At 68.4% G+C, this 15,219-nt stretch carries 19 protein-coding genes; 15 read left to right on the top strand and 4 right to left on the bottom strand.

The features are described 5' to 3' along the window. Positions 1-50: 50 nt before the first annotated feature. From cobT to ABD727_RS00230, 3 genes are read right to left on the bottom strand one after another with little or no spacing between them, the layout of a single operon-like run. A complete protein-coding gene (cobT, locus tag ABD727_RS00240) occupies positions 51-1,871 on the bottom strand; it encodes a cobaltochelatase subunit CobT (RefSeq protein WP_344705378.1) in 1,821 nt (606 codons plus the stop codon). Next, complete coding sequence (gene cobS, locus ABD727_RS00235) at positions 1,872-2,876, bottom strand: cobaltochelatase subunit CobS (RefSeq protein WP_344705377.1); 1,005 nt, start codon at positions 2,874-2,876, stop codon at positions 1,872-1,874. It lies immediately after the preceding gene. A gap of 32 nt (positions 2,877-2,908) precedes the next feature. Beyond that, complete coding sequence (locus ABD727_RS00230) at positions 2,909-3,580, bottom strand: winged helix-turn-helix transcriptional regulator (RefSeq protein WP_344705376.1); 672 nt, start codon at positions 3,578-3,580, stop codon at positions 2,909-2,911. Positions 3,581-3,671: 91 nt separating this feature from the next. On the opposite strand from ABD727_RS00230, the gene ABD727_RS00225 reads away from it, so the two are divergent. Genes ABD727_RS00225 through ABD727_RS00190 form a run of 8 tightly spaced genes read left to right on the top strand, consistent with a single transcriptional unit; the run spans position 3,672 to position 8,169 of the window. Next, positions 3,672-4,103, top strand: a complete 432-nt coding sequence (locus ABD727_RS00225) for a VOC family protein (protein ID WP_344707989.1) — start codon at positions 3,672-3,674, stop codon at positions 4,101-4,103. 2 nt (positions 4,104-4,105) lie between these two features. Continuing rightward, a complete protein-coding gene (locus ABD727_RS00220) occupies positions 4,106-4,780 on the top strand; it encodes a glutathione S-transferase family protein (RefSeq protein ID WP_344705375.1) in 675 nt (224 codons plus the stop codon). Next, positions 4,777-5,166 (top strand): DUF1428 domain-containing protein, encoded by a 390-nt coding sequence (locus ABD727_RS00215; RefSeq protein WP_344705374.1) that lies wholly within the window; start codon positions 4,777-4,779, stop codon positions 5,164-5,166. The genes ABD727_RS00220 and ABD727_RS00215 overlap by 4 nt, the downstream gene beginning before the upstream one ends. A 3-nt stretch (positions 5,167-5,169) precedes the next feature. Then, positions 5,170-5,532, top strand: a complete 363-nt coding sequence (locus tag ABD727_RS00210; protein ID WP_344705373.1) for a DUF1428 domain-containing protein — start codon at positions 5,170-5,172, stop codon at positions 5,530-5,532. Beyond that, complete coding sequence (locus tag ABD727_RS00205; protein WP_344705372.1) at positions 5,525-6,319, top strand: VOC family protein; 795 nt, start codon at positions 5,525-5,527, stop codon at positions 6,317-6,319. Before ABD727_RS00210 ends, ABD727_RS00205 begins: the two co-directional genes overlap by 8 nt. Next, positions 6,316-6,813, top strand: a complete 498-nt coding sequence (locus tag ABD727_RS00200; RefSeq protein WP_344705371.1) for a VOC family protein — start codon at positions 6,316-6,318, stop codon at positions 6,811-6,813. The genes ABD727_RS00205 and ABD727_RS00200 overlap by 4 nt, the downstream gene beginning before the upstream one ends. Then, on the top strand, positions 6,806-7,528 hold the full coding sequence (locus ABD727_RS00195) for a dihydrofolate reductase family protein (protein ID WP_344705370.1): 723 nt from the start codon (positions 6,806-6,808) through the stop codon (positions 7,526-7,528). Before ABD727_RS00200 ends, ABD727_RS00195 begins: the two co-directional genes overlap by 8 nt. Next, positions 7,525-8,169, top strand: coding sequence for a glutathione S-transferase family protein (locus ABD727_RS00190; protein WP_344705369.1), 645 nt, complete (start codon positions 7,525-7,527; stop codon positions 8,167-8,169). Before ABD727_RS00195 ends, ABD727_RS00190 begins: the two co-directional genes overlap by 4 nt. Positions 8,170-8,216: 47 nt before the next feature. Here ABD727_RS00190 and ABD727_RS00185 read toward each other — a convergent pair whose 3' ends face one another. Next, entirely contained in the window at positions 8,217-8,798 is a 582-nt protein-coding gene (locus ABD727_RS00185) for a J domain-containing protein (protein WP_344705368.1), read from the bottom strand. Positions 8,799-8,836: 38 nt separating this feature from the next. Here ABD727_RS00185 and ABD727_RS00180 point away from each other — a divergent pair, with 38 nt between their 5' ends. The 7 genes from ABD727_RS00180 to ABD727_RS00150 all read left to right on the top strand — a co-directional run bounded on the left by ABD727_RS00180 (position 8,837) and on the right by ABD727_RS00150 (position 15,219). Beyond that, the gene (locus ABD727_RS00180) at positions 8,837-9,124 is read left to right on the top strand and encodes a BolA family protein (protein WP_344705367.1); all 288 of its coding nucleotides are present in this window, start codon (positions 8,837-8,839) and stop codon (positions 9,122-9,124) included. Beyond that, entirely contained in the window at positions 9,121-10,023 is a 903-nt protein-coding gene (locus ABD727_RS00175) for a pirin family protein (protein WP_344705366.1), read from the top strand. Before ABD727_RS00180 ends, ABD727_RS00175 begins: the two co-directional genes overlap by 4 nt. After that, the gene (locus tag ABD727_RS00170; RefSeq protein WP_344705365.1) at positions 10,020-10,619 is read left to right on the top strand and encodes a hypothetical protein; all 600 of its coding nucleotides are present in this window, start codon (positions 10,020-10,022) and stop codon (positions 10,617-10,619) included. Before ABD727_RS00175 ends, ABD727_RS00170 begins: the two co-directional genes overlap by 4 nt. Further along, positions 10,616-11,515: an alpha/beta fold hydrolase gene (locus ABD727_RS00165; RefSeq protein ID WP_344705364.1), complete on the top strand. Its 900-nt coding sequence runs from the start codon at positions 10,616-10,618 to the stop codon at positions 11,513-11,515. The genes ABD727_RS00170 and ABD727_RS00165 overlap by 4 nt, the downstream gene beginning before the upstream one ends. Before the next feature lie 10 nt (positions 11,516-11,525). Then, positions 11,526-11,996: a transcription antitermination factor NusB gene (nusB, locus tag ABD727_RS00160; protein WP_344705362.1), complete on the top strand. Its 471-nt coding sequence runs from the start codon at positions 11,526-11,528 to the stop codon at positions 11,994-11,996. Between the two features lies 1 nt (position 11,997). Then, complete coding sequence (gene thiL / locus ABD727_RS00155; protein ID WP_344705361.1) at positions 11,998-12,933, top strand: thiamine-phosphate kinase; 936 nt, start codon at positions 11,998-12,000, stop codon at positions 12,931-12,933. A 129-nt stretch (positions 12,934-13,062) separates the two neighbouring features. Next, positions 13,063-15,219: a sodium-translocating pyrophosphatase gene (locus tag ABD727_RS00150; RefSeq protein ID WP_344705360.1), complete on the top strand. Its 2,157-nt coding sequence runs from the start codon at positions 13,063-13,065 to the stop codon at positions 15,217-15,219.

The following is a 15,219-nucleotide window of genomic DNA, read 5'->3' as shown; positions in this document are numbered from 1 at the left end:
GGGGACCCGGCGGTCGGTGGCGTATCGCCGCCGGGTCCATCCCTTCGACCTCAGCCCTTGAGGTCGAACAGGCCGGCCAGCTGCTCGACCAGCGCCCCGCCCAATTGCTCGGCATCCATGATCGTCACCGCCCGCTCGTAATAGCGGGTCACGTCGTGACCGATCCCGATCGCCGACAGCTCGACCGGCGAGCGGGTCTCGATCCAGCCGATCACCTGGCGCAGATGCTTTTCCAGATAGGCGCCGCCATTGGCGCTCGCGGTCGAATCGTCCACCGGCGCGCCGTCGCTGATGACCATCAGGATTCGCCGCTCCTCGGGCCGTGCGATCAGCCGGCCATGCGCCCAGAGCAGCGCCTCGCCGTCGATATTCTCCTTGAGCAGTCCCTCGCGCATCATCAGCCCGAGGTTGCGCCGCGCATGGCGATAGGGCTCGTCGGCGCGCTTGTAGACGATGTGCCTGAGATCGTTGAGCCGCCCCGGCGAGGGTGGCCGGCCGTCCCCCAGCCACGCCTCGCGGCTCTGTCCGCCCTTCCACGCCCGGGTGGTGAAGCCGAGGATCTCGGTCGCGACCCCGCACCGCTCGAGGGTCCGCGCGAGGATGTCTGCGCTGATCGCGGCGATGCTGATCGGCCGCCCGCGCATCGACCCGCTGTTGTCGATCAGCAGGCTCACGACCGTGTCCTTGAACTCGGTCTCGCGCTCGATCTTGTAGCTCAGGCTGTGGCCGGGCGAGACGATCACCCGCGCCAGCCGTGCCGCGTCGAGCAGCCCTTCCTCCTGGTCGAAGTCCCATGAGCGCGCCTGTTGCGCCATCAGCCGCCGCTGCAGCCGGTTGGCGAGTCGTGTCACCACCCCCTGCAACGCCCCGAGCTGCGTATCGAGATAGGCGCGCAGCCGGTTCAGTTCCTCCTCGTCGCACAGGTCGCTGGCCTCGACCACTTCGTCGAAGCGAGTGGTGAAGGCGCGATAGTCGCCCGCAAGTTCGGGTTCGTTCGGCCGACGGTTCGGGCGGGCGGCGGCGCTGCTCTCGCCCTGCTCGCCGGGCTCGCCGGGCTCCTCGTCGCTGTCGTCGGCGTCGAGGTCCTCCTGCTCCTCGTCGGACTGTTCCTGCTGGGCGCGCTGCTCCATCTCGCCGCCCTGCGGCCCGGCATCCTGCTCCTCGTCGTCCGAGTCGTCCTCGCCTTCGTCTTCGCCCTGCTCGTCCTCGCCGCCCTCGTCCGGATCCTCCTCGGGAGTGTCTTCGGCCGCGACCAGCTCAAGATCCTCGAGCAGCTTGCGGGCTAGCGCAGCGAAGGCGGCCTGGTCATCGAGCGCAAGCGCAAGCGAATCGAGGTCGCCAGCCGCTTTCTCCTCGATCCAGGGGCGCACCAGTTCGAGCCCGCGCGCGGCCGCCTCGGGCGGCGCCTCGCCGGTCAGCCGCTCGCGCGCGAGCAGTCCGATCGCGGTCGCGAGCGGGACTTCCTCCGCGCTCCGGGCCCGGGTGATCGCATCGCTCCGGATCCGCGCCTCGGCCAACTCGGAGAGGTTCCCGCGAACCCCGGCCATGGCCCGGGCGCCCAGCGCCTCGACCCGTGCTCCCTCGAGCGCGTCGAACACTGCCCGTGCCTCGGGGTCGGCCGGCGCCTGAGTGCCGTGCAGCTTGGCATCATGGTGACGAAGCCTCAGCGCGACCGAATCCGCCGCGCCGCGCGCTTCGGCGACCAGTCGCGGCGCCAACCCCGGCCCCGGCGACACCACTCGCGCCAGCTTGCCGCCCTGCGCCCCGCTCTCGGAAGCGAAGGCGACCTCCACCTCGGGGTCGCGCGCGATCGCTCGCGCGGCGCCCGCAAGCACCTGGCGGAAGCGATCGAGCGGCGTGGTTTCGGCCACTCAGGCCTTGCCCGCGATGCTCTCCGGCAGGTCCTTGCCGAACACCCGCTGATACATTTCCGCGATCAGGCCACGCTCGGCCTCGTCGCACTTGTTGAGGAAGCTCACCCGGAAGGCGAAGCCGACGTCGCCGAAGATCAGCGCATTCTGGGCCCAGCTGATCACCGTGCGCGGGCTCATCACGGTCGAGATGTCGCCGTTGATGAAGGCGCTCCGCGTCAGGTCGGCGACCTTGACCATCTGCTCGACCGTCTTGCGACCGTCGGGCTTGTCATATTCGCCCGACTTGGCGAGCACGATCTGAGCCTCGGTCGCCGCCGGCAGATAGTTCAGCGTCGTGACGATGTTCCAGCGGTCGAGCTGACCCTGGTTGAGCGCCTGCGTGCCATGATAGAGCCCGGTCGTGTCGCCCAGCCCGATCGTGTTGGTGGTCGCGAACATCCGGAAATTGGGATTGGGACGGATCACCCGGTTCTGGTCGAGCAGGGTCAGCTTGCCCTCGACCTCGAGCACGCGCTGGATGACGAACATCACGTCCGGGCGGCCGGCGTCATATTCGTCGAACACAAGCGCGACCGGGTGCTGGAGCGCCCACGGCAACAGGCCCTCGCGGAACTCGGTCACCTGCTGGCCGCCGCGAAGCACGATCGCGTCGCGGCCGATGAGGTCGATTCGGCTGATGTGCGCGTCGAGGTTGATCCGGATGCACGGCCACTTCAGCCGCGCCGCGACCTGCTCGATGTGGGTCGACTTGCCGGTCCCGTGATAGCCCTGGACCATCACCCGCCGATTGCGCGCGAAGCCGGCGCAGATGGCGAGGGTGGTATCGGGATCGAACACATAGGCGGGATCGAGGTCGGGAACGCGCTCGTCGGCCTCGGAGAAGGCCGGCACCTCCATGTCGCTGTCGATCCCGAAGGCGTCGCGCACCTTCAGCATCTTGTCGGGCGCGGTCATCAGCGTCTCGCCCGAGGGAAGCTGGGTTTCGTTCTGGAGGTCGGACATGAGGCAGGCTCTAGCTGGGGCGGCCATGTGTCTCAACCGGGGCGGGCGTCGACCTTGGGCGGCAGGGTGAAGAGGGTGAGGAAACGCCGTGCCAGCGCTTCGTCTCCCGCGAAAGCCAGCATTTCGACCGGTGCGCCGCCATAGACCACGCCCGCGACCACTTCCGGCGTTCCGGTGATCACCGCCGGGCAGGCGTCGACCGCGCCGCGCGAAACGGTGATCGCCGGGCCCTGGACGTCGGCGATGAAGGGCTCGTCGTTCAGGACCAACCCGATCCGCCCCGAGAAGCCGTCCGCCTGGCCGGCGTCGATCATCGTCTCGAAGCTCATCATGATCGAGACCGGGCTTAGCGGAAGCGTCGGATCGTGCCCCGGCGAGCGCGCGGCGAAGCGGCCGAGTTCCATAATGACCGGCTTGACCTCGAGACCCCACTCGGTCGCCCGGTAGGCGTCGCGCGCTGCCGGTGGCGGAAGCCGAACCTTGCTGAGCAATCCGCGCCGCTCGAGCTCCTCGAGCCGCTGGCTCAGCACGTTGGCGCTGATCCCGAGCATGTCGCGCTTGAGGTCTGAAAAGCGCCGCGGCCCGTACATCAGCTCGCGCAGCAGCAGCAGCGTCCAGCGGTCGCCGACCAGCTCGAGTCCGTGCGCGGTCCCGCAGGCATCGTCGTACAGCCGCTTCGTCTCGGCCGTCGCTCGCTTGGTCACTTTTCCTAACTGCACGGTTGCAATATATGACGAATGGAGGCAGCCTTCAAGCGTTCCGAGTCGCACATGGAAGGGGAAGCCAGTGCCCAAGATGATCTTCATCAACCTGCCGGTGAAGGACGTCGCGCGATCGACCGCCTTCTACGAGACCCTTGGCTTCACCAAGGATCCCAAATTCTCGAACGAGCAGGCCAGCATGATGGCGTGGAGCGACGAGATTAAAGTCATGCTCCTCGCGCACCCCTTCTACTCGACCTTCACCAGCAAGCCGGTGGCCGACGCCCACGCGACCAGCCAGGTTCTGCTGTGCGTGTCCGCCAACAGCCGTGCCGGCGTGGACGCGATGGTCGCGACCGCCGAGGCCGCGGGCGGCCTGCCCGATCCGGGTCCGACCCAGGAAATGGGTGAAATGATGTACGGCCGCAGCTTCGAGGACCCCGACGGGCACCATTGGGAAGTCGGCTGGATGAACCTCGATGCCATGGCGGAAGTCCCGCACCAGCCGATCGTCGAAGAGGCCTGACCGTGGCCCTCGTCGAGCAAGCGGGAATCGAGCTGACGACGTTCGGCTGGGTCCCGCCCTTCGCCCGCGGCCAGGTCCGCGATCTTCGAGTCCGCTGGGCACTCGAGGAGATCGGCGCCGACTATTGCGTCCGGACGGTCGGGCCCATCCCGCCCGGCTACGAACGCGAACAGCCCTTCTGCCAGGTGCCCGCCTATCGCGAAGGCGACCTCCAGCTGTTCGAGAGCGGGGCAATCGTCCAGCACATCGGCGAGAAGGACGAGCGACTGCTGCCGAGCGACCCCGCCGCTCGCGCCCGCGCCATCCAGTGGACCTATGCCGCGCTCAACAGCGTCGAGCCATGGGTCATGGGCTATGCCGCGCTTGATGCTTTCTACCCGGGTGAGGAGTGGGCCAGGCTGCGCAAGCCGAGCGCCCGCGAGGAGCTGGTCAAGCGGCTTGGCCGGGTGGCCGAATGGCTCGGCGGCTCCGAATGGCTCGAAGGCGATCGCTTCACCATCGGCGACCTGATGATGGTCGCCGTCCTGCGCATCATGGGCGACGAGCGCGGCCCGGTGGCCGAATATCCGACGCTCGACGCCTATCGGGCGCGCGGCCTTGCCCGTCCCGCCTTCCAGCGCGCGCTGGCCGACCAGATCGCGCTCTACTCCGACAAACCGAAGGGAGAAGTCGCATGAGCTACGTCGATGGATTCATCCTGCCCCTGCATCCCGACAAGCATGACGCCTACAAGGCGATGGCAGAGACCTTCGCCCGCGAAGCGGCCAAGCTCGGTGGCGTATCGATCGAGACCCTCGGCGACGGACTGAAGCCCGGCACCCTCACCAGCTTTCCCCGCTCGGTCCACGCCGAGGAAGGCGAGAATGTCGTCTTCTCCTTCGTCATCTGGCCCGACAAGGCAGCCCGTGACGCAGGCTGGGAAAGGATCATGGGGATGCCCGAGCTTCAGCCCGAGGGCGAGATGCCGTTCGACGGCAAGCGCATGTTCTGGGGCGGCTTCACCCCGCTGGTCGGGAATGAGGCGCTGGAGGCGCTCCTCGCCGCCCGCAAATCGGAGGCCTGAGCCATGGCCTACGTCGATGGATTCGTCATTCCTGTGAAGGTCGGCGACCGCCAGGCCTTCATCGATCACGCGCGGCAGATGGACGCGATCATGATCGAGGAAGGTGCGCTCAGGATCGTAGAATGCTGGGCCGACGATGTGCCCGAAGGCAAGCAGACCGACTTCCATCGCTCGGTCGACCGACAGGAGGGCGAGACGGTCTGCTTCTCCTGGATCGAATGGCCGGACAAGGCGACCCGTGACGCCGCTTTCGCGCGCATGGGTCAGAATGAGGTGATGATGAAGACGCCCATGCCGTTCGACGGCAAGCGGATGATCTTCGGCGGCTTCGAGCCCATCGTCCTGCTGGAGAAGGCCAATGGCTAATTCGACCGGAAGCTTCATCTGGTACGAGCTGATGACCCCCGATCCCGACGGGGCCAAGGCCTTCTACGACGCCGTGGTCGGCTGGGACATCGAACCGAAACCCGCCGGAGAGTTCGACTATCGGATGATCCGGCGCGGCGATGGCGGCAATGCCGGCGGCGTGCTTCGCCTCGATCCGGCGATGGCCGAGCATGGCGCCACCCCGTCCTGGCTCGGTTACCTGTCCGTCGAGGATGTCGACCGTGCGGTCGCCGACGCGGTCGCGGACGGCGCGGCCACGCTGATGCCGCCCTGGTCGGCACCCGGTGTCGGCCGGATGGCGATGATCGCCGATCCGACGGGCGCTCCCCTCTACCTGATGAAGCCCGACGGACCGGCCGACGCGACCAGCGACGTCTTCTCGGTCGACCAGCCGCAGCATGTCCGCTGGAACGAGCTTGGCAGTGCCGATGCCGAGCGCGCGGTCGCCTTCTACACCCGTCACTTCGGCTGGACCCAGCAGGGCTCGATGCCGATGGGCGAATATGGCGACTATCGCTTCATCCAGCATGGCGAGACGGGCATCGGCGCAATGATGGGGCTGATGCCGGGCGTGACCCGCTCGGCCTGGACCTATTATCTCGGCGTCGACGACATCGACCGAGCGACCGCCGCGGTGAACGCGGGCGGCGGCAAGGTGCTGATGGGCCCGCACCAGATCCCCGGCGGCGAGTTCAGCCTTACTGGGATCGACCCTCAAGGCGCGGCCTTCGGCCTCGTCGGCCCCCGCCATGGAGAAACGGCATGACCGACAAGCTTCGCACCTGCCTCTGGTTCGATCGCGGCGAGGCCCGCAAGGCCGCCGAATTCTACGCCGCCACCTTCCCCGACAGCCACGTCGGACCCGCGATGGGCGCTCCCGGCGACTATCCCGGCGGCCACCAGGGCGACGAGCTGACGGTCGACTTCACCGTGCTCGGGCGCCAGTTCCTCGGCCTCAACGGCGGCCCCGACTTCAAGCCCAACCTCGCGGTGAGCTTCATGGTGCTGACCGAAACCCAGGAGGAGACCGATCGCTACTGGGACGCGATCGTCGGCAACGGAGGGCAGGCCAGCGACTGCGGCTGGTGCTCCGACCGCTGGGGCTTCGCCTGGCAGATCACCCCGCGCGCGCTGATGGAGGGGAACAACGATCCCGATCCGGCGGTCGCGCGCCGCGTCTTCGAGGCGATGATGACCATGCAGAAGATCGACATCGCCACCATCGAGGCCGCGCGCCGGGGGGACACGGTCGATGCGTAAGATCCGCGGCTGCGCCTTCGTCAGCCTCGACGGCGTGATGCAGGCACCCGGCGGTCCGACCGAGGACCCGACCGGCGGTTTTGCCCATGGTGGGTGGCTGCCTCAATTCTTCGACGAGGCGGTGGGCGAGGCGATCGATGCCTTCTTCGCCGCGCCCTATGACCTGCTGCTCGGGCGGCGCACCTACGACATCTTCGCCGCCTACTGGCCCTATGTCGGACAGGATCCGACCGGTCACGGCGAGCTGTTCGAGATGACCGGCAAGGACGAGGGCGAGGCGGCGGCCATGCAGATGGGGCAGGACTTCACGCGCGCCACCAAATACGTCCTGACCCGCGGCGAGCAGGACCTTCCCTGGTCGAACAGCGTGAAGGTCGGCGGCGTGGACGAGCTTGAGGCGATCAAGGCCGGTGACGGACCCGACCTCCTCATCCAGGGCAGCAGCACCCTTTATCCCCAGCTGATCGCGGCCGGCCTGCTCGACCGGCTGACCCTGATGATCTTCCCGGCCATCCTCGGCGGCGGCAAGCGCCTGCTCGGCGACGGGCCAAGTGCGAAGGCCATGCGCCTCGTCGAGCAGAAGGCGACCAGCGCCGGCGCGATCATCGCCACCTACGAGCCCGCCGGCGAGATCGGCGCCAACTGGGCCGGACCCGAAATCGTCAGCGAGCGCGAACGCGCCCGCCGGGCGGCGATGACGGAGGGTAGCTGGTGAGCCTCATCCTCTTCGGCCACCCGTTCAGCAGCTACACGTGGAAGGCGTTGATCCCGCTCTGGGCCAACGACACGCCGTTCGAGTTCCGCTCGGTCGAGCAGCATGGCCCCGAGTTCGCCGCGCTTTCGCCCTTCGGCCAGTTCCCGCTGCTGGTCGACGGCGGACAGGTGATCGCGGAGAGCTCGATCATCATCGAGCATCTCGACCGCCACCATCCCGGCTCGAACCGCTGGATCCCCGACGGCGACGAGGGGCTTCAGGTCCGCTTCCTCGATCGCGTGTTCGACAGCCGGGTAATGGACAAGGCCACCGTTCCTGTCGGCAACGCGCTCCGGCCCGAGGACAAGCGCGATCCGCATGGGGTCGAGCAGGCGATGGTCCAGCTCCGCCGCGCCTATGACTGGCTCGAGGGGCGGCTCGGCGATGACGGCTGGGCGGTCGGCGAGCGCTTCACCATGGCCGACTGCGCCGCCGCGCCCGCGCTCTTCTACGCCGACTGGATCGAACGCATCGGACCCGATCGTCCCAGGCTCGCCGCTTACCGCGCCCGTCTCCTCGCCCAACCGGCGGTCTCGCGGGCGGTCGAACAGGCGCGGCCATACCGCCACTATTTCCCCTTGGGCGCCCCCGACCGCGACTGAGACGGGAGCGGGACGCTTCCTTGGGCAGGGCCCCGTAATCTTAAACTTTAAGCGAAGGCCGCCGCGCTCCTCAGCGTCTGCCAGGCGTCGATGACCCCGCGCAGCTTGGCTTCCTGCGTCCGGTCGCCGCCGTTGCGATCGGGATGGTAGCGCCGGACCAGTTCCGAATAGCGCTTGCGGACATTGGCGAGCTCGGCATCCTCGCCGAGGCCGAGCACCGACAAAGCGCTCTTCTCGCCCGGCGAGAAGCGGCTGGCCGGCCCGCTCGCCGCTCGCATCCGCGCACCGAAACGGCCAGAGATGGCGTCCAGCGGATCGCGGAAGTCGGCCCAGTTCGGCGCCGGATCGCCCCCGCCGACATGGGCGAAGGCGCGGGTCGAGCGATCCCAGCCGGCGACCGGTGACTGCGCCGCCTCGATCTCGTCCGGGCTCATCCCGGCGAAGTAATTGTAGCGCGCATTATGCTCGCGGACATGCTCCAGGCACAGCCACTGCCACTCGCCCGGCCCGTCGAACGACGGAGCGGTGAGCGGGGCGCGAAACTCGCCGGCTTCGTGGCAGCCCGGCACCGCGCAATGGGCGGCGGCGCCTTCTACCCGGCCGTGGAACTTGGGGGATCGTGATGCCATCGGTCGTCAATAACTGTCAGTCCTACTATATAGGCGCGATGAACGCCCCTGCCATTGGCCCGGTCGCCCGCGAGATGCTGGTTCGACTGCAAAATTCGCTCGCTCCAACGCGGATCGAACTGCGCGACGACAGCGAGCAGCACCGCGGGCACGGCGGCTATCGCGGGGAAGGGGGCGAATCGCACTTCTTCCTGGCGATCGAGAGCGCCGCCTTCGCTGGCCAGTCGCGGGTGCAGCGGCAGCGCGCGGTCTACAAGGCGCTCGGCGAGTTGATGCACGAACAGGTTCACGCACTGGCCATGGAAACGAGGGCACCCGGCGAATGACCAACGACGATCCCCGCCTGCTCAGCCTCGCCCCGGTCACTCACGACCTCGGCGGCTTCAAGGTTCACCGCACGCTCCCGCACAAGCAGCGGACGATGGTCGGCCCGTTCATCTTCTTCGACCAGATGGGCCCGGCCCAACTTGGGGTCGACGAGGGCATCGACGTTCGCCCGCACCCCCACATCAACCTCGCCACGGTCACCTATTTGTTCGAGGGCGCGATCGACCATCGCGACAGTGTCGGCTCGATCCAGCGGATCGAACCCGGCGCGGTCAACCTGATGACGGCGGGCAAGGGCATCAGCCATTCGGAGCGCTCACCCGCCGACGAGCGCGCCGCGGGGCCGAGGCTCGACGGAATCCAGACCTGGCTTGCGCTTCCGCAGGACAAGGAGGAGGTCGACGCCGCCTTCCAGCACGTCCCCGCCAATCGCATCCCGGTGGTCGAGGGCAGCGGAGTCCGTCTCGACCTCATCATGGGGTCGGCTTTCGGCGTGACCTCGCCCGTCATCCAGCATCACCCGACGATCTACGCGTCGATTCAGCTTGCGCCCGGCGCGAGCATTGAGCTCGAGCGCGAGGCCGACGAACGCGCACTCTACCTGCTCGACGGCGATGCAAGCGTCGACGGCTTCGGCCTCGAGCAGATGAACCTCGTGCTCCTCCGCCCCGGTACCCGGCCGGTGCTTCGCTCCGAGCGAGGCGCGCGCCTGATGCTTGCCGGCGGCGCGCCGATGGACGGCGAACGCCATGTCTGGTGGAACTTCGTCTCCTCTCGCCGCGACCGCATCCAGGAAGCCAAGCGCGCCTGGAAGGCCGGCGAATTCGCGCTTCCGCCGCAGGACGATCACGAATGGATCCCGCTTCCCGAAGTCCCGCTGACGGTCAGCTATCCGTGAGGTCGCTCGCGGTCCTGCTCCCCCTCGCACTCGCCGGCTGCGCCACCACGGGCGGCGGTGGAGGGGCGCCAGGCTGGTCCTGCGCGGCGCAATCCGCCGAGGGCCCGGTCCGCGCAGGCAGCGTCCGCGCGCTCGGATCGCGCGGCGAGCTTCGCTCGGGCCGGACCGATTTCGACCTCAACCTGGCCGGCACGGCGCCCGCCCGCCTGCTCGCCGAGTGGCAGGCCGAGGAAGGCGTGCTCGAGATCGCCGAAGGCCGCTTCCGCTTCCGAATGTCGCCCGGCACCAGCGCTGGCGAGCCCGGACAGCTGGTCCTCGCCGGCGGCACCACCACCTATCGCAGCCGCGCTTTCTCGCCCGGCCTGTCCGAGCTCGCCGTCTCGGGCCGCGATCTCGCCGCGCTGCTGGCGAGCCGGGCGCCGCTCCGGCTGGTGAGGCTCGCCCGCGACGGACGCGAGCTCGGCTCGGCTCCGGTCGATCGGTCGACCTTCGATCTTGCGCTCGAGCGCGCCCGGCAGGCCGATGCCGCGGCCCTCGCCAGCGCCGCCGACTACCGTCGCCTGTGCCAGCGAGAAGAGAGGATCATCCCCACGTGACGACCTTCACCCGCCACGCACTGTCGACCGGGGTCACCCTCAACGTCGCCACCGCCGGACCCGAAGACGGCCCGGCGATCGTCTTTCTCCACGGCTTTCCCGAGAGCCACCGCACCTGGCGCCGCCTCGTACCCTTGCTCGAGGACCGTTACCGGCTGATCATGCCCGACCAGCGCGGCTTCGCCGCTTCGGGCGCGCCGCAGGACAAGGCCGATTATGCCACCGACAAGATCGTGGGCGACCTGTTCGCGCTCGTCGACCGGCTCGGCCTCGATGCGTTCACCCTCGTCGGTCACGACTGGGGCGGGGCGGTCAGCTGGGCGGCGGCGCTCCGCGGCGACCCGCGCCTCAAACGCCTCGCCATCGTCAACGCGCCCCATCCGGTCCTCTTCCAGAAGAGCCTGATCGAGGATTCCGACCAGCGCGCCGCCTCGCAGTACATCACCGCCTTCCGCGCCCCGGGCTTCGAGCATTACCCCGAGACAATCGGCTGGGAGGCGTTCTTCGACAAGAGCTTCTCGGGCCATGTCGACCTCGCCAGCATTCCGGCGGACGATAAGGCGCAATATATCGCCGAATGGTCGCAGCCCGGCGTCTTCAACGCGATGCTAAACTGGTATCGCGGCGCCGCGGTGATGGTCCCGCCGCCGGGTGTCACCGTGCCGCTGCCCGACTTCCTCCTCCGCGCCTTCCCGAAGATTGCCGTCCCGACGCTGGTCGTCTGGGGGATGAAGGACAAGGCACTGCTCCCGCTCCAGCTCGACGGCCTCGACACACTGGTCGAGGATCTGAGGATCGTCCGGATCGAGGACGCCGGCCACTTCGTGCCCTGGGAGAAGCCCGAGCCGGTCGCCGCGGCGCTGCGCTCTTTCCTTGAACTGCCGACAGGCGCATAGGCCCGGCCCCATGTCCCAGCCAAACAGCAAGCCCAAGCCCAAGAAGAGCCGCGCCCGCTCGGCCGCCCGCCTCGCCGCCGTCCAGGCGCTCTACCAGCAGGAGATGGAAGGCACCCCCACGCCCATCCTGCTTCACGAATTCCACCAGCACCGCTTCGGCCAGACGATCGACGAAGTGACGATGGTCGACGCCGAGATGGACTTCTTCGACGACCTCGTCCGCGGCGTCACCGCCCGCGCTGCCGAGATCGACGGGCTGGTCAGCAAGCGTCTCGCCGAAGGCTGGAAGCTGGAGCGGCTCGACCGCTCGATGCGCGCCATCCTCCGCGCCGGCACCTACGAGCTGATCGCCCGCCCCGATGTCACCGTCGGCACGGTGATCGACGAATATCTCGACGTGGCCCACGCCTTCTTCGACGAGAAGGACGTCAAGTTCGTCAACGGCCTCCTCGACGGCATCGCCAGGGACGTGCGGGGATAGGGTGACCTCGGAAGCAAGCCTCCTCGACCAGCTTCGCACCCTCGCCACCAATCCCGCCGCGCGCGGCCTCGCCGACGATGTCGCGCTCCTCGGCGACCTCGTCCTCACTCACGACACGGTCGTCGAGGGCGTTCATTATCTCCCCAGCGACCCGCCCGAGAGCGTCGGCTGGAAGCTCGGCGCGGTGAATCTTTCCGACCTCGCCGCCAAGGGCGCCGCCCCGGTCGGAGCCTTGCTTTCGCTCTCCATCGGCCACGATCCCGGCTGGGAAGAGCGCTTCCTCGCCGGACTCGCGCAACTGTGCGAGCATTACCGGCTGCCGCTGCTCGGCGGGGACACGGTCGCGCTTCCCGCGGGTGCTCCGCGGGTCCTCGGCCTGACCGCGATCGGCCGCGCTGCCGCGGCTGTCCCGTCGCGTTCGGGCGGGCGACCGGGCGATCGGCTGTGGCTGGTCGGAACAGTCGGGGACAGCGCCGCGGGCCTTGCCTGCCTCCTCGCCGATCGCGCCGCCACCGGCCTCCTCGTCGACATCTACCGGCGACCCATTCCATTGCTCGACCTCGGGGCGTCCTTCGCGCCGCACGCGACGGCGACCATGGACGTCTCCGACGGACTTCTGCTCGACTCTTGGCGGCTCGCCCGGGCGAGCGGTTGCGGCCTCCACCTCGACCTTGCCAGCCTGCCGCTGTCCTCGGCCTTCGTCGCCGAGCGCGGGCAGGACCGCGCGGCCCGCCTGTTCGCGGCGACCGGCGGCGACGACTATGCGCTCCTCGTCGCCCTCCCGCCCGCGGTGGATGGGTTAACGCTTTGGCAAGGCGAACCCGTCAGGATCACCCCCGTCGGCGAGCTGGTGGACAACGGGGTCTTCACCCTCGTCGACGACCTCGGCCCAGTGCCGTTGCCGGAGCGCCTCGGTTATGAGCATCACCCATCCTGAGCTGCGGCGGATCAGCTTCGCGCTGGCCGGATTGCTGTCGGGTGCCGTGACCGCCTTCCTGCTGGCCTAGACAGGGCCGAATCGCCGCTTACAACCTTCGTTCACAACAGGACGGGGGAATGAACACCCATGACACTTGTGTTGATCGCGATCGCCTGCGGGGTGCTCGCAGTTGTCTACGGTATCGTCACGTCAGGCCAGGTGCTCCGCGCGCCGGCCGGTAACCAGCGGATGGTCGACATCGCCGCCGCTATCCAGGAAGGCGCTCAGGCCTATCTCGGCCGCCAGTACACCACCATCGGCATCGTCGGTGTCGTCGTCGCCGTCCTCGTCTTCTATTTCCTCGGCCCGATCGCCGCGACGGGCTTCGTCGTCGGCGCAGTGCTCTCGGGCGCCGCGGGCTATATCGGGATGAACATCTCGGTCCGTGCCAACGTCCGTACCGCCGAGGCCGCACGAGTCTCGCTTCAGGGCGGGCTTACCACCGCCTTCCGCTCGGGCGCCATCACCGGGATGCTCGTCGCCGGTCTCGCGCTGCTCGCCATCGCCGGCTTCTTCTACGTGCTGGTCGGCATCCAGGGCCGCGCGCCCGATGACCGGACCGTCATCGACGCGCTCGTCGCGCTGGCCTTCGGCGCTTCGCTCATCTCCATCTTCGCCCGTCTCGGCGGCGGCATCTTCACCAAGGCCGCAGACGTCGGCGCCGACCTCGTCGGCAAGGTCGAGGCCGGCATTCCAGAGGACGATCCCCGCAACCCGGCCGTCATCGCCGACAATGTCGGTGACAATGTCGGCGACTGCGCCGGCATGGCCGCCGACCTGTTCGAGACCTATGTCGTGACCGTCGGCGCGACCATGGTCCTGACCGCGCTGCTGGTGAACTCCAGCGTCGAGGGGCTGACCGCGCTGATGAGCCTTCCGCTGCTGGTCGGCGGGGTCTGCATCATCACTTCGATCATCGGCACCTACATGGTCCGCCTCGGCAAGGGCCAGTCGATCATGGGCGCCCTCTACAAGGGCTTCTGGACCACCGCGATCCTCTCGATCCCGCTCATCTATCTCGCCACGGCCTACGCCCTTGGCGACATGAACGCGGTCATCGGCGGACCCGAGGCGGCCGGCACCGACGTCACCGGCGCGGTCGCCGAGCAGACCGGCGGCTTCACCGGCATGGACCTCTTCTGGTGCATGATGATCGGCCTCGCCGTCACCGGGCTCCTGGTCTGGATCACCGAATATTACACCGGCACCAACTATCGCCCGGTCAAGTCGATCGCCAAGGCGTCGGAGACGGGCCATGGCACCAACGTCATCCAGGGCCTCGCCATCAGCCTTGAGTCGACCGCCATGCCGACGATCGTCATCTGCGTCGCGATCATTAGCTCCTACCTCCTCGCGGGGCTGATCGGCATCGCCTTCGCGGCGACCGCGATGCTTGCCCTGGCCGGAATGGTCGTCGCCCTCGACGCTTATGGCCCGGTCACCGACAACGCCGGCGGCATCGCCGAGATGGCCGGCATGGAGGATGAGGTGCGCCATCGCACCGACGCCCTCGACGCGGTCGGCAACACCACCAAGGCGGTCACCAAGGGCTATGCCATCGGCTCCGCCGCGCTGGCCGCGCTGGTGCTGTTCGGCGCCTACACCACCGACCTCAAGGAGTTCTCGGGCGACCTCGGGATCACCAACGCGGTCGATTTCAGCCTGAGCAATCCCTACGTCGTCGTCGGCCTGCTGCTCGGCGCGCTCCTGCCCTATCTCTTCGGAGCGATGGGCATGACCGCCGTCGGCCGCGCCGCGGGCGACGTGGTGCTCGACGTGCGCGAGCAGTTCCGCACCAATCCGGGCATCATGGACGGCTCCAGCCGGCCCAACTACGCCCGCACGGTCGACCTCGTCACCAAGGCCGCGATCAAGGAGATGATCATCCCCTCGCTGCTTCCGGTGCTCGCGCCGATTGCGGTCTACTTCATCGTCGCGGCCGTCGCCGGGCGTGAGCAGGGCTTCGCGGCGCTTGGCGCACTGCTCCTCGGCGTGATCGTCTCCGGCCTGTTCGTCGCCATCTCGATGACCAGCGGCGGCGGCGCCTGGGACAATGCCAAGAAGTATATCGAGGATGGCAATTACGGCGGCAAGGGCAGCGAGGCCCACAAGGCCGCGGTGACCGGCGACACCGTCGGCGATCCCTACAAGGACACCGCCGGCCCGGCGGTCAATCCGATGATCAAGATCACCAACATCGTGGCGCTGCTCCTGCTCGCCGCGCTGGCCGGCCACGCCGGCTGA

It is taken from the genome of Sphingomonas swuensis, from assembly GCF_039538045.1.
Classification (GTDB): domain Bacteria; phylum Pseudomonadota; class Alphaproteobacteria; order Sphingomonadales; family Sphingomonadaceae; genus Sphingomicrobium; species Sphingomicrobium swuense.
Note: the sequence above shows the minus strand (reverse complement) of the source record. Positions and strands in the feature narration are given on the sequence as shown.